This window comes from Clostridium muellerianum (genome assembly GCF_012926525.1).
GTDB classification, from domain to species: domain Bacteria; phylum Bacillota; class Clostridia; order Clostridiales; family Clostridiaceae; genus Clostridium_AM; species Clostridium_AM muellerianum.
Window position 1 is genome coordinate 43597 of sequence record NZ_JABBNI010000006.1, and the last position, 19815, is coordinate 63411.

The window sequence follows — 19815 nt, forward strand, 5'->3', positions numbered from 1 at the left end:
ATTAAGACATAATCTTAATTTCACAGCTCTTATTTGAACATATTATCTGCTTAACAATTATTAAAAGGTTGATTCACCATCAATGAATCTTACTTGCAAAATAACCCTAATTTTTAAACATTTCTATTCCAAAGAATCTTTTTTATTTCTTCAACTTTATTTAATTTTTCCCATGGAACATCTATATCAGTTCTTCCAAAGTGTCCATAAGCAGCAACTTGCTTATATATTGGTCTTCTTAAATCTAAATCTCTTATAATAGCTGCTGGTCTTAAATCAAAACCTTTCTTAACTACTTCAACTATTGACTCTTCTGATATCTTTCCTGTTCCAAATGTATCCACTGTTATAGATACGGGTTGTGCTACACCAATAGCGTATGCAAGTTGTATTTCAAGTTTGTCAGCAACTCCTGCTGCAACAAGATTTTTAGCTACCCATCTTGCAGCATATGCAGCAGATCTATCAACTTTAGTTGGATCCTTTCCTGAGAAAGCTCCACCACCATGTCTTCCATATCCACCATAAGTATCAACTATAATCTTTCTTCCAGTTAATCCTGAATCTCCCTGAGGACCTCCAACAACAAATCTTCCTGTTGGATTTATAAAATATTTAGTATCTTCATCTAAAAGCTCAACTGGAATAATTGGTTTTATTACTTGCTCTATCAGGTCTCTTTTAATCTGTTCAAGTGTTGCTTCTGGATCATGTTGTGTTGATATTACAATAGTATCTATTCTAACAGGTCTATCATTTTCATATTCTACTGTAACTTGAGTCTTTCCATCTGGTCTTAAATAATTCAAAGTTCCATTTTTTCTAACTTCAGTCAATCTTCTTGAAAGTTTATGTGCTAAGCTTATTGGCATAGGCATATATTCAGCTGTTTCGTTTGTAGCAAAACCAAACATCATCCCTTGATCTCCTGCACCTATAGCCTCTATTTCATTCATTTTACCTTCTTTTGCTTCTAGAGCTTCATCAACCCCCATAGCTATATCGGCAGACTGCTCATCTATAGAAGTAATTACAGAGCATGTAGAACAATCGAATCCAAATTTAGCTCTAGTATATCCTATTTCTTCTATAGTCTTTCTTACGATTTTAGGAATATCTACATAACATTTAGTTGATATTTCTCCCATAACCAAAACCATTCCTGTAGTAGTTGCTGTTTCACAAGCTACTCTTCCATTAGGATCTTGCTCTAATATAGCATCAAGAACAGCATCTGAAATTTGGTCACACATTTTATCTGGATGTCCTTCAGTAACTGATTCAGAAGTAAACAATCTTCTCATAAGTTTCTCCCTCCAACTTTTTAAAAATAAAAACCTCTTCAGTAAGAAGAGGTTAAATAAACTTAACGACTCTCTTATCTCGCAGATTGATACTGCAGGAATTGGCACCTTAGTGAATATTCACTGGTTGCCGGGTTTCATCGGGCCCTTTCCCTCCGCCTCTCTTGATAAGAGTTTTATTCAATTATTACCGTATTATATTATCATAAGTAAGTTTTAGTGTCAACACCTATGTAAACTTTATTTTTCTAGCATTACATATTAAAATAAGAACATAAGTGTCCTCCTGAACGCGTTTTTTACATCAACTTTACTTATACCTTTTTACTTTCAATGTTCCCCCCAAGCGTAACAACTATTTGTTTTCAACTACTTACGGAGCGTTTTTATTTAAAAGCAGAAAATTTCTGCATGAAAAAAAGCACTTAATAGTGCTTTTCTTGGTGGAGGAAGATGGATTCGAACCATCGAAGTCGATGACAACAGATTTACAGTCTGCCCCCTTTGGCCGCTCGGGAATTCCTCCGCATTTGGTGCTGGCAGAAGGGGTCGAACCCTCGACCTACTGATTACAAGTCAGTTGCTCTACCAACTGAGCTATGCCAGCACATACTATTTAATTTTTAATGTGGTGGGCACAACAGGGCTCGAACCTGTGACCCTCTGCTTGTAAGGCAGATGCTCTCCCAGCTGAGCTATGCGCCCACATTATTGGTGGAGGAAGATGGATTCGAACCATCGAAGTCGATGACAACAGATTTACAGTCTGCCCCCTTTGGCCGCTCGGGAATTCCTCCATATTTGGTGCTGGCAGAAGGGGTCGAACCCTCGACCTACTGATTACAAGTCAGTTGCTCTACCAACTGAGCTATGCCAGCACATTTCATATTATCCATGTTTTCACCAGTAACGGCTTCAACATGGATTAGTATACATTGTTCAGTTGTTATTTTCAAGTTCAAAATCTACAGTATAACAAGTTCTACTCTGTATACCTCTACTAATCTCTGTTTATCTTTATAAATCACACTCAGTTATTTTTATTTAATCAAATTTAATAATTCTCTTATATCATAAAATTATCTTATCGATTAACTGATTCCATGTTTATAAATTTTTTAACTACCTGTTCTACTTTTCCATAATCTTTGTCAGATAATCTTTGCTTAAGTAATTTTATAGTGTTTTTTATATCTTCATCACTACCATTTTTTAAATATTGATTTACTTTTTCATAGTCCACAGCTGATAACTTACTTCCTACAGACAGAAGCTTTTCTTTATCGGCAATAGTTAAACTATCTTTTATTTTTGACCTTGAAACCTTAAATACTGGTAAATCTTTTTCACTATTCAAATTATCATTATTTTTATCATCATTATTAGATTTTGTTCTTTGATTTTCTTTGTCAACTTTCTCATCGTATTGTGAAAAAATTTCTTTTTTGTCCTCATCTATTTTATCTGCTATCATATCCATCTTATTTTTTTTGTAACTATCTGTCATACTAATTAATTCTTTACTTTTTGATTGAGGGCTATTCGTAATGTTATCTTTACTTTTTTCTTCACTTTTACCTTTATTTTTGTCATTCTGTATTTTACTTTCTGCACTATTGGTTTTATTATTTGTATTCATTACCTCGACTTTTCCTTTTATTGAATTCTCATTAACATCTATTCTACTTGAATAAATCATTATACCTACACATATTGTGGTACATAAAATTACAACGAATGACAGTATCCTTTTTTTCATATATTTTGCCTCCTTGTATTATGCAAACACCTTTTATTAGTATTCACTATTTTTTCTTTTTTTATTCTTTAAATAATGATATTTTTTAAATTATCTTCATATAAATTATTGATAGGAGGTGAGTTCTTGAATAAAGTAAAATCTAATTACAAAAATCCAATGTGTTATTATGAGATTGCATATTTTTTAAAAGACTATATGAATAAAAATACTGTTATAGTATGTATTGGAACAGACCGATGCATAGGTGATTGTCTTGGGCCATTAGTAGGTACTCTACTAAAAGCTAAAGGTTTCCCTCTACCTGTATATGGAACTATTTCAGATCCGATACATGCTTTAAATATCGATAAAAAACTAAAAGAAATAAAACTCATGCATCCATATAATAATTTAATAGGAATAGATGCATGTCTTGGTGATGAGTCTAGTATAGGAGAAATCCAAGCGAGAGATTATCCTGTACATCCTGGTAAAGGCGTCGGTAAATTTCTTCCTAATGTAGGGGAATGTTCTGTAATAGGTATAGTTGATTCTAATGACAGTGACGAAATATTTACTAGTAATAATATACGACTAAACTTAATATTAAACATGGCTGAAGCTATAACTCACTCTCTTATACACACTTATTATTTATATAACAACACCAAATTTTCATTATAATAACAACCCATTTATAATTTGTATGTATGTTCACATAAAAAAAAGCAAAATCCTAAATTCTATAGGATTTTGCTTTTATTTTTAATCTATTAACGTTATATCATCACCTGTAAAAGTAACTTCCATTTTGTCCAAATATTCCAAAACCTTTCCTGTTCCTAGCGCTACGCAAGACACTGCATCTTCTGCTACATATACTGGAACTTTTGTTGCTTCTTGTATCAACTCACTAAGTCCATTAAGTAGTGCTCCTCCACCAGTCATAATTATACCCTTATCAGCTATATCTGATGCTAATTCAGGTGGTGTCTTTTCAAGCACTGCATGGGTTGTTTCAGCTATAGCATTTACTGTTTCCTTCAATGCCTCCCTCATTTCATCTGAGGATACAGTTATATTTTTGGGAAGACCTGTAATTAAATCCCTTCCTCTTATTTCCATAATCATTTTTTCTTCTCTCTTATATGCAGAACCTATATTTATTTTTAAGTCCTCTGATGTTCTTTCGCCAATCATTAATTTATGTTCTTTTTTTATATATTTCATAATAGCTTCATCAAACTTGTCTCCTGCCATTTTTATGGAAGCTCTTACAACTATTCCACCTAAAGAAATAACTGCAACATCAGTAGTACCTCCTCCAATGTCTATGACCATGTTTCCACTTGCTTTTGTTATATCAAGACCTGACCCAATAGCTGCTGCTAATGGTTCTTCAATTAAGAATACTTTTTTTGCACCAGCATTTTTAGCTGCATCAATTATAGCTCTTTTTTCAACTTCTGTAGCTTCGCAGGGAACGCATACTACTACTCTTGGTGCAGACATTCTTTTTTTACCGCAAGCCTTGGTTATAAAATATTTTAGCATTTTTTCAGTTATGTCATAATCAGATATAACTCCATCTCTCAAAGGACGAATTGCTACAATATTTCCTGGCGTTCTACCAATCATTTGCCATGCTTCTTCACCTACAGCTAATACCTTATTTCTACTTCTATCTACAGCAACTACTGAAGGTTCTTTTAAAATTACTCCTCTGCCTTTAATATAAACAAGCACCGTGGCTGTCCCTAAATCAATTCCCATATCGGTTCCTATACTAAAAAACATTCCTATGCTCACTCCTACTCTTCCCATTCTTTATTTATAATAAAAATGTGAATTTTGTCTACTTTTATTATATCTACTTATTTAATTATAATAGGAATGTTTTTAACCTTCAATAGCTTTATATTTCATTTTTGTTGCTTTTCCACCTCTTATATGTCTTTCTGCTTTATTATAATCTAAAATAGTCTTGGCCTCTTTAGCGATTTGAGGATTTATTTTAGGTAACCTTTCTGTCATATCTTTGTGTATAGTACTTTTACTTACTCCAAAAACCTTGGCTGTTTTTCTTATTGTAGCCTTTGAACCTATAATATAATTTGCTACTTCTAAAACTCTTTCTTCAATGTAATCTTTCAAGGATGCTACCTCCCTAATCCTTCTATATTTATAAATATGCTGTTTATAATTTTTAAATTCATCAGGTTAGTCATTTTCCGATAAATATATCGGAAAATGACCCAAAATTAATATTTTACATATTTTGCTGGATTGACAAAATCATTTCCCTTTAAAACTTGGAAATGTAAATGGTCCCCATACTTTTCATAAGCTGATCTCAACGTAGTTTTACCTACTGCTCCTATAACCATACCTTTTGTTACATTTTGGCCTTTGGTAACCTTTACTTTTTCATCTAAATTAGAGTAAACTGTTTTTAATCCATTTTGATGATTTATAACAACTTTTACTCCATCTTGAGTAGCGCTGTTAATCTCTTCTACTTTTCCATCCATAGAAGCAAATACTGGTTTACCTATCTCTGCTTTTATATCTAAACCAAGATTAGGTCTGTAACTTGATGTAGATTCCCAATATACAGGATCTTCTGAATAAGCTCTTGCCAGACTGCCTTCCACTGGTTTATTTAACGAAGTGCTTGCTGTATTAGAAACACTTTGTGACTTTGCTTCATTTTTAGGTACAACTACTTGTGCCTTAGAATTTTTCTTTACCTGAAGAGCATTGTCATAATTTAAAGATGACTCATTATTTGCTTTGGCTGTCTGCTTCTTCACTTTTTCTTGTGTTTGGGCATTTTGCTGCATTAACGCATTATGCTTATTAGACTTAACAGTTAAAACTGCTGCTGTAGCTACAATACATAAGCAAACAAATAGTATTACATAAAAGCCCTCCTTCTTAAAAAAGTTAGTTGTTTTGTTTAAAAATTTTTTGTCCATATGAACACCTCCTTTTTGTAGTTTGTCCAGAGTATAGTAAAAAATACATATTTTATAAAAATTTTTCTATTATTTTTTACATATTTCATACAAAAAAAAAGGGCAAAGCCCCTTTACCTAGAAATTTTGTTAATTTCTACTCCGCTATAATAATGTTTTAAAATTTCTTTATAATTACTTCCAGACTTTGCCATAGCATTTGCTCCCCACTGGCTCATACCCACTCCATGTCCATATCCTTTGCAATCTATTTCCATACCAGTATCATTATATTTAATATTAAAATTAGCAGAATTTAATCCCATAATACTTCTGAATTCAGTACCTGATATAGTAATTTTTCCTATTGCCATTTCTTTTATTGACCCGCCTTTAGTTCTAGATTTTATTTGAATTTCATTTTTTATATTAGCTGTCGATAAACCACAATTGGTATATTTATAACTTATTTTATTAATAAATTCACTATACGATACTTTAATCGAACTTTCACGTTTATATGCACCTTCCTCTCCCAAACTGCTCACACTTTTTAAATAAGGAAGATTACTAGAGAACACATCTAAACAATCTTCTGTTTTACCACTGCTTACAGAAAAGTAATATGGTTCCATTACTAACTTATTATCATATACCAAAAATTCACCCGAAGTCTGCTGAACTGCATTACTTATTTTATTCCAATATTCATCTCTTTTATTAGCTTCCCATAATTTTAATTGCTCTTCCTTATGTCTAAAAACCTGACACTGAGTTGTATCACACACATCCGCTCCAGTATTACTTTTATATTTATGCCCTCCAAAAGACTCCATGTGGGCTAATGCAAAGGTTCTAGCTGCTACAGCTTGTGCCTTTAAGGCTTCTAAAGAAAATTCAACTGGTTCTTCAGCTGACACAACTCCTTTTACATATTCCTCCAAACACATTTCTTCCACTTTATTTTCTTTTGTAATATATACCTTTATTTTTATGTCTCCTACATTTTGTTTATTAAATATTACGTCGTTGGATTTAATGAGGAATTTTGGTATTGACCTATTAATTCCTATGCCTCCTTCACTTATCTCCAATATAAACAGTGACAATGCTATAACCAAAATTATCCCAATAAAAATTAACAGCATAAGTTTTTTTAAATACATTAAACCACTAACCCTTTTCATATAAGTATCTCCCCTTACTTTCGTTAAAGTACATCAGTATAATATTATTAAGAGTTTGGGGAAATTATTACTAAAGAAAAGAGAAGATTTTGTTCTAATCTTCTCTTCCTGTTAATATATTAATATCGTGGACGTTTATCCCGTTATTCTTTCAACGTCTGCACCTAATCCTTGTAATTTTTTTTCTATAGAAACATATCCTCTATCTACATGATATATGTCTGTAACCTCTGTCTCTCCTTCTGCTGCTAAGCCACAAAGTATCAGTGCAGCTCCTGCTCTTAAATCTGTAGCCCTAACTTCTGCACCTGTTAATTTATCTACACCTTCAATAATAGAACTTCTACCATCAATCTTTATATTTGCTCCCATTCGCTTCATTTCAGCTGCATGCATAAATCTATTTTCAAAAATTGTTTCTGTAATTACACTAGTACCTTTTATAGTGCATAAAAGACCTGCCATTTGGGACTGCATATCTGTTGGAAAACCTGGATAAGGCATGGTTTTAATATCAATAGGTTTAAGATCTGAATCTGCATCTACATACATGCTATTTCCATCTAAAGCTATTTTTACACCTACTTCAGTCAGTTTGGCAATAATTGGTTTTAAATACTCCTCGTTAACTCCATTTATTTTAATTTTACTTCTAGTTATAGCAGCTGCAATCATAAATGTTCCTGCTTCTATCCTATCACATATAGGCTTATGAGTAGTTCCTTTCATATTTTTAACTCCGATTATACGAATAGTATCTGTACCAGCTCCAATAATATTTGCTCCCATATTATTTAAAAACTTCCCTAAGTCTTGAATTTCTGGTTCTTCAGCCGCATTTTCTATAATAGTTTCACCTTCAGCCATAACTGCAGCCATCATTACATTTTCAGTTGCTCCTACCGATGGAAAATCTAAATATATCTTATTTCCTATAAGCTTCTTAGCTTGAGCTTCCACATATCCATGCCCTACATTTACTTCTGCACCTAATGCACTAAACCCCTTCAAGTGTAAATCTATAGGTCTTGTTCCTATGTTACACCCGCCTGGAAGAGATAATCTAAACTTGCCAAACCTAGATATCATAGGACCCATAATTAAAAAAGATGCTCTCATCATTTTTACCAAATTGCTTGAAGGCTCAGAATCATCCTTTATATTAGAAGTATCTATTACTATTCTATTAGCTTCCTCGTTAATATTTATGTCTGCTGAAATTGATCTAAGTACATCACTTATAACAAATACATCTTCTAACATAGGCGCTTCATCAATCACACATTTATCTCCACTTAGTATACTAGCCGCTATAATTGGTAAAATAGAATTTTTTGCAGTACTTATATTTACCTCTCCTTGTAACTTTCTTCCTCCCCTTACTGATATTTTATTCATATTTATCCTCCATTCTACAATTGCTAATATGTTGTAAGTATTTCAGGTGTTCCAAGAATTATATAATTGCCTGACTGATACTTACATACAGCATAATTAAAATCCATTAACTTACCATTAATCTGAATTGCATTATATATGCCTGTATAAGCTGTAGTGCTATATCCATTTTTTAAAGCTACTGTATTAATATTAGATGCTCCATGATTTCTGAGTATTTTTAAAACTTCTTTATTTATTGCATCGATGTTATTATTACAAACTTGCGCCTTTAGATATTGGAAATATTTTATGGTTATGTTTTTACCACCTATGCACTTTTGCACATCACTTTTCATATTACTTAGTAGATTACTATTACTTTTTTCTAATAAATTTATTGTTATAATATTATGATTTTCATATTTCATGGTTTCTATGTAACCATTTACATTATTTTTGCCAAATTCTATACAATAAATTTTTTCGTTTTTTAACATAGACTTATATCTTGTATCAAAATATCCCATTTTTTTTAATATATCATTACAAACTTTCTCTCCATTTTCATCTGTTATAAATGATGCTGTTATACCACATTCAACAGTCCTGCTATTAGTTTCTTTTAAAATATCATTAAATAAATCAGAATTATTACTGGCTAATGAAAAATCGCTAAATAAGAATATAACACCAATTATTAAAAAAACTATTAAAATCATAACCTTCTTCTTTTTCATAAAATACTCTTCAGCAGCTTATACCAAAGAGCTTGTCACCCCCTTTTTATCCTTTAACATTATTGACTAATTTATACCAAAATATTCACTTCGTGATCCTGTATCAATCTATGCTATAGAAAATCATCTGAATTTGATTAGTGTACTATTAAGGGGTGTCTTAAGATACTATCAATATATAAAAACACTTACCAAAATGTGCAAAACTTCTTATAATTAATTTTATGATAAAAAAATAACACGAAACTTAGTTTCGTGTTATTTTTATATAAATTTATTTTAAATTAATTCTAGCCATAGCTCTAGCTAAAGCTAATTCTGCCCTCTTTACATCAACGTCATGTTTTGATTCATTTAATCTATGTTCAGCTCTGTCTTTAGCAGATTTTGCTCTATCTAAGTCTATATCTTCTGGCCATTCGCAAGAATCACATAAGAATTCTACTACATTATCCTTTACATCAAGTATGCCACTGGATGTAAATGCTTTAAGTTCTTTACCATCACTTGTAGTAATTTCTGTGATAGCAGGTCTTAAAGGAGTCACTAAAGGCATATGATTTGAAAGAATTCCTATACGACCTTGGGTAGTACCTGTTATTAACTCTACCACTTCTCCAGTATAAAATTCTTTTTCGGGAGTAAGGATAGTTAACTTAAAAGCATTTGCCATATTAATCTCCTTCTCACAAATAAATTATTAAGTTAGACAGTAATAATCTGTCTAACTTAAAACTAAAAGGATTAGCTTTCTTCCATCATAGATTTAGCTTTTTGAACAACTTCTTCTATAGTTCCAGCAAAAAGGAATGCTGCTTCTGGTAAATTATCATATTTACCATCAAGTATTTCTTTAAAACCCCTTATAGTTTCTTTTATTGGAACATAAGCACCTTTCATGCCTGTAAACTGTTCTGCAACGCTAAATGGTTGTGATAAGAATCTTTGAATTCTTCTAGCTCTTACAACTACCAATCTATCTGTTTCTGGAAGTTCATCTACACCAAGTATTGCTATTATATCTTGAAGCTCTCTATATCTTTCAAGTATATGTTTTACACTTGAAGCTATTTCATAATGTTCTTCGCCTACAATTCTTGGATCCAATATTCTTGAACTTGATTCAAGAGGATCAACTGCTGGATATATTCCAAGCTCTGATATAGATCTTGAAAGAACTGTTGTAGCATCAAGATGCGCAAATGTAGTTGCTGGTGCTGGGTCTGTTAAGTCATCTGCAGGCACATATACAGCCTGAACAGATGTAATAGATCCTTGTTTTGTGGATGTTATTCTTTCTTGAAGAGCACCCATTTCAGTTGCAAGTGTTGGTTGATATCCAACAGCACTAGGTATTCTACCAAGTAAGGCTGAAACTTCAGAACCAGCCTGAGTAAATCTGAATATGTTATCTATAAATAGAAGCACATCCTGACCTTTATCTCTAAAATACTCAGCCATAGTAAGTCCTGTTAAAGCAACTCTCATTCTAGCTCCAGGTGGTTCATTCATTTGTCCAAATACTAGAGCAGTTTTGTCTATAACGCCAGATTCCTTCATTTCATAATAAAGGTCATTACCTTCTCTTGTTCTTTCTCCAACACCTGTGAATACTGATAATCCACCGTGTTCTTTTGCTATATTGTTTATAAGTTCTTGAATAAGAACTGTTTTACCAACACCGGCACCACCAAATAGTCCTATTTTTCCACCTCTTTGGTATGGTGCTATAAGATCTATAACTTTAATTCCTGTTTCAAACATTTCTGGTGAAACAGATTGATCTTCAAAACTTGGTGCTGGTCTATGAATAGGATATGTCATATTAGCATTACAATCTCCACATTCATCTATTGGCTGTCCTAACATATTGAAAAGTCTTCCTAAAACTTCCTCTCCAACTGGTACAGATATTGGTGCACCTGTATCTACTGCATCTACACCTCTTCTTAAGCCATCTGTTCCTTCCATAGATACGGTTCTAACTATATCGTCTCCAACATGCTGTTCTACTTCAGTAATAAGTTTACCAGCATCTCCCATATCTATTTCTATGGCATTATATATATTAGGAAGGTGTTCTGTACTAAATTTTATATCTACTACAGGTCCTATAACCTGAACAACTTTGCCCACATTTGGCATTAGTGTCCCTCCCTTATTTTTGAACTTCTGCGCCGCCGATTATTTCGGTTATTTCTTGAGTTATAGCGCCTTGTCTTTCTCTATTAAATTTAAGATTTAGATCGTCTATTAAATCATTAGCATTCTTAGTTGCTCCATCCATAGCTGCCATTCTTGAACCTTGTTCACTGGACTTAGAATGAAGCATATAATTTAATATTTGTTGTTTTAACTGCATAACCACCACATCATCTATTATTTGATCAATTGGTGGCTCAAACTTAACAAAACGTGCTGTTGATTCGCCACTTTTATTTTCCAAAGGAAGTATTTTCTGTACATCAACCGATTGCTTTACAGTTGTAAAGAATTTGGTATATACTACATACACTTCTCCAACTTCAGAATTTCTATACATATCAAGTGCTTTGTAAGTTATAGCCTCTGCTTCTTTTAGAGTAGGTATATCAGGTATATCTACGTATTCTGCCGCAGTTTCACATTGTAATCTATTAAAATACATTCTTCCCTTTTGACCTACTGACATTAATACAGAGTTTCCTTTATCACTTGATATTAATTCTGCAGTTTTATTTACTACATTAGCATTGAATCCTCCACAAAGTCCTGAATCAGAGCTAAGTGTAATATAAAGTTTTTTATCACTTTTATTACCATGCACATAAATACTTCTTCCTTCCACGCCGCTTGCAATATCATTAGCAATTTTTGTGAAAGCATCAAAGTATTTCTGATTTACCTCTAATTGGGTCCTGACTTTCCTAAGTTTTGAGGTGGCAACAACACACATGGCATTTGTTATTTTCTGGGTACTAGTTACTGACTTAATTCTTCTTTTAATTTCAACAAGTCCTGCCCCTGCCATAATTCACCTCCCGCAAAGGGAATTATACCTCTGCTAAAAATATTTTTTTGAATTCTTCTATAGCACTGCTAAGTTTTTCTTTTAACTCATCTGATAATACTTTTTTAGTTACTATTTCTTCACCAATTTCTTTATGATGAGTATTCATATATTCTAAGAATTCTTTTTCAAATTTCTTTATACTTTCTACCTCAATATCCATTAACTTATTGTTAACAGCTGCATACATGATCATTATCTGATCTTGCACTGGTACTGGCTTATACTGAGGCTGTTTTAGTATTTCTACTAGTCTCTTACCTTTTTCAAGTCTTCTCTTTGATTCTCCATCAAGATCTGAACCAAACTGTGCAAAAGCAGCAAGTTCTCTATATTGTGCAAGATCAAGTTTTAGTGTTCCTGAAACTTGTTTCATTGCTTTAATTTGAGCATTACCACCAACTCTGGATACTGATATACCGGCATTAACTGCTGGTCTTTGTCCTGCGTTGAATAATTCTGATTCAAGGAATATCTGACCATCTGTTATTGAGATAACGTTAGTTGGTATGTACGCTGTAACGTCTCCTGCTTGAGTTTCTATTATAGGAAGAGCTGTAAGTGATCCTCCACCAAGCTTATCTGAAAGTTTTGCAGCTCTTTCAAGCAATCTTGAATGTAAATAGAAAACATCTCCAGGGAACGCTTCTCTACCTGGTGCTCTACGAAGTAATAATGACATTGTTCTATAAGCAACTGCATGCTTAGACAAGTCATCATATATTATAAGTACATCTTTTCCTTGATGCATAAAATACTCACCCATAGTACATCCTGCATATGGTGCAATGTACTGTAATGGTGCTGTTTCTGATGCTGATGATGATACAATTATTGTATAATCCATAGCCCCTGCTTCAGTAAGATTGTTAACTATATGAGCAACAGTAGATTGTTTCTGTCCTATAGCAACATATATACAAATTACGTCTTTGCCTTTTTGGTTAATTATTGTATCTGTTGCTATTGCAGTTTTACCTGTCTGTCTGTCTCCTATAATAAGTTCTCTTTGACCTTTTCCTATTGGTATAAATGAATCTATAGCTTTTATACCTGTCTGTAATGGCTGTTTAACAGATTGTCTTTGAATAACACCAGGTGCCTTAATTTCAACTGCTCTTGTTTCTGTTGTTTTAATAGGACCTTTACCATCTATAGGCTGTCCAAGAGAATTTACAACTCTTCCTACTATTTCATCTCCAACTGGTACTTCAACAACTTTTCCAGTTCTTTTAACTATGTCCCCTTCTTTTATACCTTTTTCAGAACCTAGAAGAACACAACCTACGTTGTCTTGTTCAAGGTTTAGAGACATGCCATAGACATCATTTGGAAACTCTAGAAGCTCTCCAGCGATACAATCGTTAAGACCATAAACTCTGGCTATACCATCACCAATTTGAATTATTGTACCTGAATCAACTGTTTCTATTTTCTTTTCATACTTTTGTATTTCTTGTTTTATAATTGAAGTTATTTCTTCAGGTTTTATATTCATGGGCTCACCTCTAATCTCTCTTAAGCATTAATTTTTTCATTTCATCAATTTTAGATTTTACTGTTCCATCTATTACTTCATTTCCTACTTGAACATAAACTCCACCAATTATGCTTTCGTCTAGTTCTTCTTCCAATAAAATCTTCTTATTATATTTTTTTTCTAATTGTAGCACTAAATCTTTCTTTTCATCATCTTTTAAGGCAACAACTGTTTTTACCTTAGCTACAGCTGTATTATTCTTTTCAAGATAAATATTTTGCATTTGGTTAAGTATACCTTCAAGTTGAAGTATTCTTCCCTTTTCTATAAGAACTAATAAAAAAGCTAATAAATCTTCGTCTACTTTACCCTTAAATACCTTAATGAAAAGTTCTTTTTTAGCTGAAGTGCTAACTTGTGGGTGTTCTATTAATCCCATAAAGTCTTTATCTTCATTTATTAGAGCTACTATTTCCTTTAATTCTTGTAAATACTGCTCTACTTTTTCTTTTTCCTCTGCAATTTCATAAAGAGCAAGAGCGTATCTTCTATCTAAATATTCATGCATAGTTAGATACCTACCTTAGCTATAAAGTCTTTAATAAGTCTCCTATGCTGATCTTCGTCTATAGATTCTTCTAGAGCTCTTGAAGATACTAAAACAGCTAAATCTACAACTTGATTCTTTATTTCATCTGCTGCTTTTTCCTTTTCTCTTTCAGCTTCAACTTTAGCTCTTTTAACTATAGTTTCAGCTTCTTCATGAGCTTCTTTCAATATGTCTGAGGAAACTTTTTCAGCTTTATTTTTATAATCTTCAACAATACCTTTTCCCTCTTGTCTAGAGTTCTTTAATAATTCTTCATGTTGAAGTACTAACTGTTTAGATTTTTGTTCATTTTCATTGGTATTTTTGATTTTAGATTCAATTTCATTCTGTCTAGTTGTAATTGTATCATCAACCTTTTTAAAGAAGAAATGTTTTAAAATCAAATATAGTACTATAAAATTTATTATAGTTATTACAACTCTTCCAATATCAATATTCATATTGAATTTCACTCCTCCCCTCTAAATATATGTAAACTGGTGAGGTAATTAGTTTAAATTAAACTTTAAACTGTAACTTTAAATACTAACATGATAGCTATCAATAAACTGTAGATAGCTGTTACTTCTGATAATGCAGCAGTTACGAAGAAAGTACTTAGTATTTTACCGCTTGCTTCAGGCTGTCTTGAAACTCCTTCAACTGCCTTACCTGCAGCAGTACCAACTCCAATACCTCCACCTAAACATCCTATAGCAGCTAAACCTGCACCGATTGCTGCCATACCTGATACAAATGAATGCGCATCTAAATTCATAATAAAAAATCCTCCTTAATAATAAATTATCGTTAGTGTTCAGCTATAATCTTTATATTCATCATTGTTAACATAACAAACACTACCATCTGTATAGATGCATCAAATAAGTCAAAGAAAGCATGGAAAGGTATAGGTATTAATAATTGAGAAAACCACGCTATATGACCCAATCCTTGATACATCATTGAAATTATTACAGCACCTGCAGTCATATTACCAAATAGTCGAAGACTTAATGAAACTGGAAGAACTAATCTTTCAACAATATTAAGCGGTAATAATGGTACTACTGGCTGAGCATATGCTACTAAGTATTTCTTAAAACCAACTTTTCTTACAGCATTAATTTGTACAATAACAAATGTTATTAATGCCAAACCTGCTGCTACACTTAAGTCTTCTGTTGGTGCTTTAGCTCCAACAATTAATGGACCAATATTCATAACTAAAATAAAAATTGCAAGAGTTCCTATGTATGGTACAAAGCCAATATATTCTTCGCCCATATTATCCCTAACTACATTTCTTATTGTTTCAAACAACATTTCAACAACACTTTGCCTCTTGCCAGGCACTTTTTTTAAGTTTTGTGTAAAAACTTTAGCTAAAATAGCTACAAGAATAATTATAATCCATTGTGTAATAATGCTAGAAGTTATTCCTAATTTAAATGACCCTAGATTTATCGAAAACAATGGTTGCAATTCATCCACTTTCTCACATCCTTTCTTGATTATTTTTGATAACTGAATATATATATACTCCCACTAAGTGAGATGTATATCCAAATAAATATGGAACTACATTGTAATTATTATACTTAAAAATTACATATCCTATTCCTACAGCAAGTACAACTCTGAAAATAAAACTCAATATATACAAAGATGTAGATGAATTTTTCAATTTACCAAATATCAATCCACCTATTATGCCGTTAACATTAAAATTAATTATTGCAATTATAGTTCCTACAAATGCAAATACTCCATAATTTTTCATTAACATCTGAATAGCAATAGCAATTATACTTCCAAGTATAAAATTGATAATAGATACTTTTTTTATCATATCTATAATTTCTTTATCCAATTCATATTCCTCCACTAGCTAGTCATTGTAGTTAATATATTTTATTAAAAATTTATAATATTCCTAAATTTGAAATTTTCTGAAGATACGTTAGATTTACTCTTTATGTTTTTTACATGATAATCTATTATATAACATAAAAAAATATAAATAAAATCCTGCAATTTGCTTTTTCCATTGATATTTAGCTTTTATAGTTGTTTTTTTAACAATATATTTATATTTTATCTTCATTTCGCTTAATTTTGTCAATTTGAATTACAATTAAACTTATTAACCTTGCATAACAATTAATTTTTTTAATTATTAAAATCATAGCTTAAAACCTTTCAATATTATACAGCTTCTTAGATTTAAATATACATAATTTTTATACTTATATCAACTGGAAAATTATTTTAGAATCTACTATAAATCGACTAAATTTTTGTCATCTTAAATTCTATACATCTGCAACTTTATAATACTTATTACCTTTAACTTGCATATAAAGTCTCACATTTTAAAAAAACAGCTAGAAATTTATATTTTCTAGCTGAATTCTTCATATTCATATTAATTTTCATCACTTTTTATTTTAAAATATTTCAATATTGAAGTTACTATTCTTTGAGATGCCTTGCCATCTCCATAAGGGTTTATAGCTTTACTCATATTATCATATTCTTCACAATTCTTGATCAATTCATTAGCTTCTTTTACTATAACATTTATATCTGTTCCTACAAGCCTTACAGTTCCTGCTTTTACCGCTTCTGGCCTTTCGGTAACATCTCTTAGTACAAGTACAGGTTTACCTAAGTGAGGTGCTTCTTCTTGAAGTCCACCTGAATCTGTCATAACCATATAACACTTATTCATTAAATTGTGAGTTTCTTTTGTATCTAGTGGTGTAAGCAGATGAATTCTTTCTACATTTCCTAAAATTTTATATACAACATTTTTAACCACCGGATTTAAATGCACAAGATATACTAATTCTACATCATTATTCTGTTCTACAATACTTTTTAGAGCAGAACATATATTTTCTATTCCCTGACCCCAGTTTTCTCTTCTGTGGGCTGTCACCATTATTACCTTTTTATTATTATAATCTATGTTATTAAGTTCATCATTTTTAAACACATACTCACTATCTACAGTAAATTCCATAGCATCTATTACTGTATTACCTGTTACAAATATAGACTTTTCATCTACTCCTTCCTTTAGTAAATTCGTCTTCGATCCTAATGTTGGTGCAAAGTGCATGTCAGCTACAGCACCTGTAAGCTTTCTATTCATTTCTTCTGGAAACGGAAAATACTTATCATAAGTTCTAAGTCCAGCTTCAACATGTCCAACCTTTATCTTTTGATAAAAAGCTGCTAACGCTCCAGCAAAAGTTGTTGTTGTATCTCCATGCACTAAAATTAAATCTGGCTTTTCTTTCTCAAATATTTCTTCTAATCCCTCTAAAACCCTTGTAGTTATACCAGTAAGACTTTGCTTTGTTTTCATTATGTTTAAGTCAAAATCTGGTTTTACATCAAAGAGTTCTAAAACCTGATCTAACATTTCTCTATGTTGTGCGGTTACACAAACCTTAGTATCTATTTGTTTCTTTTTTTGAAGTTCTTTAACAAGAGGAGCCATTTTTATAGCCTCAGGTCTTGTACCAAATATTGTTATGACTTTAACTTTATCCATGAGTATACCTCCATTATTTTATTCTCTATGTTTAAAAAGTCCAAATTTCCATGCTATTATCACTAGCACTATCATAACCATAGCTAATAAGAAATAAGACTTTTGTGTACTTATTTGCATAGCAATTATTGCAAAACTACCAAGAACTGCACTTATTAAATACATTATTATAACTGCTTGTCTTTGAGTAAGTCCCATATCCAATAATCTATGATGTAAATGTCCCTTATCCGCCTGCATAATTGGCTTACCATTTATTTTTCTTCTAATCATAGCAAAGAGAGTATCATATATAGGTATTCCTAATGCCAGTATAGGCACTGCTATAGCAAAGGCTGCTGCAGATTTTATAGCGCCCTCTATTGATATAGCAGCAAGTAAAAAACCTAAAAGCTGTGCACCCGTATCCCCTAGAAATATAGAAGCTGGATTAAAATTATATGGTAAAAATCCTAATATCGAACAAGATAATATGCACGTTAATACTGCTGCATCCATTCTATTATTTAAATTTAACAAAGCTATTATAAAAATAGTGAATGCAGATATAAATGCAACACCTGATGCTAATCCATCTAATCCATCTATCAGATTAAATGCATTGGTAATTCCAACTACCCACATTATAGTTAAAGGTATAGAAAGTATTCCTATATTTACATATGTATCTATGCCTGGTGCAGCTAAAGGGTTAGTTATTCTTACTATATTTACCCCATAAATAACTAAAGACAAGGCTGCTGCTACTTGAAATAATAATTTCTGCCATGGTTTTATATCAAATTTATCATCTAATAAACCTCCTACAACTATTATCGTTGCTCCTATTATTATTCCTTTTTCTGATCTAGTTAAACTTCCTGCTTTTAATATTACTGTAATAACAAATGAAAAATATATAGCAAGTCCCCCAAGAAGTGGTATAGGTTTTTTATGTACTCTTCTATCATCTTTAGGAATATCTATAGCTTTTATTTTTACAGCAAATCTCTTTACCAGTGGAGTAAGTACTGCCGAAAGTATTATTGAGACTATTGCCAAAATATATAAGTTATCCATATATTAACCTTCCTTTATTAACTGAGAATTCTTCATTTATGAGTCTTAACTTTTATTTCATATTAACAATTTACTAATATGATCCCTCTCCATTTAATGAATCATCATTCTCAATCCATTCACTAACGTATATTTCCCTATAATGAGATTTAGTATCTCTTATAATAACCTTTTCAATTCCCGAATTTATTATAAACCTTTTACATAATGCACAGGGGGACGCATTATACACATACTCACCTGTTTTCTGTTCTTTACCTACTAAATACATAGTAGAACCTATCATGTCCTGTCTTCTAGAAGATATAATGGCATTTTGCTCTGCATGAACTGATCTACACAATTCATATCTTGTTCCTCTAGGTACATTTAAATGTTCTCTTTTGCAGTATCCTAAATCACAGCAATTTTTTCTGCCCCTTGGTGCTCCTGTATATCCTGTAGACATTATTTCGTCGTTCTTAACAATTATAGCTGCAAAATTACGTCTTATACAGGTACCTCTTTCTAAAACAGTTTCACATATATCCAAGTAATAATTATCCTTACCAATTCTCTCCATGTTATCCTCCATGCCTTAACAAATTTATTTATCAACACTTTATATAATAACTAACTATCTATAATATAACTTCTCTTATACTAAAAAATAATAAAAGCTGCAATTCTATATACCAAGTAAAACTTACATAGAGTTAATTCCAAAATCAAACAAAGTTTCATATTATGAATCACATAGATATTCCCTTATTATTTTATACCAAAAA

General features: G+C 31.7%; 21 protein-coding genes, 5 tRNA genes and 1 riboswitch. Of the genes, 1 reads left to right on the plus strand and 25 read right to left on the minus strand.

Annotated features, from left to right (window positions below; genetic code table 11):
- Nucleotides 1–113: 113 nt before the first annotated feature.
- The 7 genes from metK to HBE96_RS02245 all read right to left on the minus strand — a co-directional run bounded on the left by metK (nucleotide 114) and on the right by HBE96_RS02245 (nucleotide 3063).
- Complete coding sequence (gene metK / locus HBE96_RS02215) at nucleotides 114–1304, minus strand: methionine adenosyltransferase (protein ID WP_169296144.1); 1191 nt, start codon at nucleotides 1302–1304, stop codon at nucleotides 114–116.
- A 71-nt stretch (nucleotides 1305–1375) separates the two neighbouring features.
- Nucleotides 1376–1478: riboswitch (SAM riboswitch) on the minus strand.
- A 267-nt stretch (nucleotides 1479–1745) separates the two neighbouring features.
- A tRNA-Tyr gene (locus HBE96_RS02220) sits at nucleotides 1746–1830 on the minus strand.
- A gap of 5 nt (nucleotides 1831–1835) precedes the next feature.
- Nucleotides 1836–1911: transfer RNA gene (locus tag HBE96_RS02225), tRNA-Thr, on the minus strand.
- Nucleotides 1912–1933: 22 nt separating this feature from the next.
- Nucleotides 1934–2009 (minus strand) — tRNA-Val (locus HBE96_RS02230).
- A 7-nt stretch (nucleotides 2010–2016) separates the two neighbouring features.
- Nucleotides 2017–2101 (minus strand) — tRNA-Tyr (locus tag HBE96_RS02235).
- Nucleotides 2102–2106: 5 nt separating this feature from the next.
- Nucleotides 2107–2182 (minus strand) — tRNA-Thr (locus tag HBE96_RS02240).
- A gap of 206 nt (nucleotides 2183–2388) precedes the next feature.
- A complete protein-coding gene (locus HBE96_RS02245; protein ID WP_169296145.1) occupies nucleotides 2389–3063 on the minus strand; it encodes a hypothetical protein in 675 nt (224 codons plus the stop codon).
- A gap of 126 nt (nucleotides 3064–3189) precedes the next feature.
- Between HBE96_RS02245 and yyaC the strand changes: the two genes are divergently transcribed.
- Nucleotides 3190–3729, plus strand: coding sequence for a spore protease YyaC (yyaC, locus tag HBE96_RS02250; RefSeq protein ID WP_169296146.1), 540 nt, complete (start codon nucleotides 3190–3192; stop codon nucleotides 3727–3729).
- Between the two features lie 81 nt (nucleotides 3730–3810).
- On the opposite strand, the gene mreB is transcribed toward yyaC, so the two are convergent.
- The 18 genes from mreB to HBE96_RS02340 form a co-directional block, all read right to left on the minus strand.
- Entirely contained in the window at nucleotides 3811–4842 is a 1032-nt protein-coding gene (gene mreB / locus HBE96_RS02255) for a rod shape-determining protein (protein WP_169296147.1), read from the minus strand.
- Nucleotides 4843–4944: 102 nt separating this feature from the next.
- Entirely contained in the window at nucleotides 4945–5199 is a 255-nt protein-coding gene (gene spoIIID, locus HBE96_RS02260) for a sporulation transcriptional regulator SpoIIID (protein ID WP_169296148.1), read from the minus strand.
- 107 nt (nucleotides 5200–5306) lie between these two features.
- Complete coding sequence (locus HBE96_RS02265; protein ID WP_169296149.1) at nucleotides 5307–6023, minus strand: M23 family metallopeptidase; 717 nt, start codon at nucleotides 6021–6023, stop codon at nucleotides 5307–5309.
- 113 nt (nucleotides 6024–6136) lie between these two features.
- Nucleotides 6137–7189, minus strand: coding sequence for a stage II sporulation protein D (gene spoIID / locus HBE96_RS02270; protein ID WP_169296150.1), 1053 nt, complete (start codon nucleotides 7187–7189; stop codon nucleotides 6137–6139).
- Nucleotides 7190–7324: 135 nt separating this feature from the next.
- A complete protein-coding gene (murA, locus tag HBE96_RS02275) occupies nucleotides 7325–8587 on the minus strand; it encodes a UDP-N-acetylglucosamine 1-carboxyvinyltransferase (RefSeq protein ID WP_169296151.1) in 1263 nt (420 codons plus the stop codon).
- A 23-nt stretch (nucleotides 8588–8610) separates the two neighbouring features.
- Nucleotides 8611–9306 carry a YwmB family TATA-box binding protein gene (locus tag HBE96_RS02280; RefSeq protein ID WP_169296152.1) on the minus strand — a complete coding sequence of 232 codons (696 nt, stop codon included), beginning with the start codon at nucleotides 9304–9306 and terminating at the stop codon, nucleotides 8611–8613.
- Nucleotides 9307–9580: 274 nt separating this feature from the next.
- Nucleotides 9581–9979 carry a F0F1 ATP synthase subunit epsilon gene (locus tag HBE96_RS02285; protein ID WP_169296153.1) on the minus strand — a complete coding sequence of 133 codons (399 nt, stop codon included), beginning with the start codon at nucleotides 9977–9979 and terminating at the stop codon, nucleotides 9581–9583.
- A 71-nt stretch (nucleotides 9980–10050) separates the two neighbouring features.
- Nucleotides 10051–11451: a F0F1 ATP synthase subunit beta gene (gene atpD, locus HBE96_RS02290; RefSeq protein WP_169296154.1), complete on the minus strand. Its 1401-nt coding sequence runs from the start codon at nucleotides 11449–11451 to the stop codon at nucleotides 10051–10053.
- Nucleotides 11452–11464: 13 nt separating this feature from the next.
- Complete coding sequence (gene atpG, locus HBE96_RS02295) at nucleotides 11465–12316, minus strand: ATP synthase F1 subunit gamma (RefSeq protein WP_169296155.1); 852 nt, start codon at nucleotides 12314–12316, stop codon at nucleotides 11465–11467.
- Between the two features lie 22 nt (nucleotides 12317–12338).
- Complete coding sequence (gene atpA / locus HBE96_RS02300; RefSeq protein ID WP_029159213.1) at nucleotides 12339–13853, minus strand: F0F1 ATP synthase subunit alpha; 1515 nt, start codon at nucleotides 13851–13853, stop codon at nucleotides 12339–12341.
- Between the two features lie 10 nt (nucleotides 13854–13863).
- Nucleotides 13864–14403 carry a F0F1 ATP synthase subunit delta gene (locus HBE96_RS02305; RefSeq protein WP_169296156.1) on the minus strand — a complete coding sequence of 180 codons (540 nt, stop codon included), beginning with the start codon at nucleotides 14401–14403 and terminating at the stop codon, nucleotides 13864–13866.
- Nucleotides 14404–14405: 2 nt separating this feature from the next.
- Nucleotides 14406–14885, minus strand: coding sequence for a F0F1 ATP synthase subunit B (locus tag HBE96_RS02310; protein ID WP_169296157.1), 480 nt, complete (start codon nucleotides 14883–14885; stop codon nucleotides 14406–14408).
- Between the two features lie 65 nt (nucleotides 14886–14950).
- Entirely contained in the window at nucleotides 14951–15202 is a 252-nt protein-coding gene (gene atpE, locus HBE96_RS02315; protein ID WP_169296158.1) for an ATP synthase F0 subunit C, read from the minus strand.
- Between the two features lie 32 nt (nucleotides 15203–15234).
- On the minus strand, nucleotides 15235–15918 hold the full coding sequence (locus tag HBE96_RS02320) for a F0F1 ATP synthase subunit A (protein ID WP_169296159.1): 684 nt from the start codon (nucleotides 15916–15918) through the stop codon (nucleotides 15235–15237).
- Between the two features lie 4 nt (nucleotides 15919–15922).
- Nucleotides 15923–16297: an ATP synthase subunit I gene (locus HBE96_RS02325; RefSeq protein ID WP_169296160.1), complete on the minus strand. Its 375-nt coding sequence runs from the start codon at nucleotides 16295–16297 to the stop codon at nucleotides 15923–15925.
- 555 nt (nucleotides 16298–16852) lie between these two features.
- On the minus strand, nucleotides 16853–17989 hold the full coding sequence (gene wecB / locus HBE96_RS02330) for a non-hydrolyzing UDP-N-acetylglucosamine 2-epimerase (RefSeq protein WP_169296161.1): 1137 nt from the start codon (nucleotides 17987–17989) through the stop codon (nucleotides 16853–16855).
- An 18-nt stretch (nucleotides 17990–18007) separates the two neighbouring features.
- Entirely contained in the window at nucleotides 18008–19048 is a 1041-nt protein-coding gene (locus tag HBE96_RS02335) for an MraY family glycosyltransferase (protein ID WP_169296162.1), read from the minus strand.
- 73 nt (nucleotides 19049–19121) lie between these two features.
- A complete protein-coding gene (locus HBE96_RS02340) occupies nucleotides 19122–19610 on the minus strand; it encodes a deoxycytidylate deaminase (protein WP_169296163.1) in 489 nt (162 codons plus the stop codon).
- Nucleotides 19611–19815 lie beyond the last annotated feature (205 nt).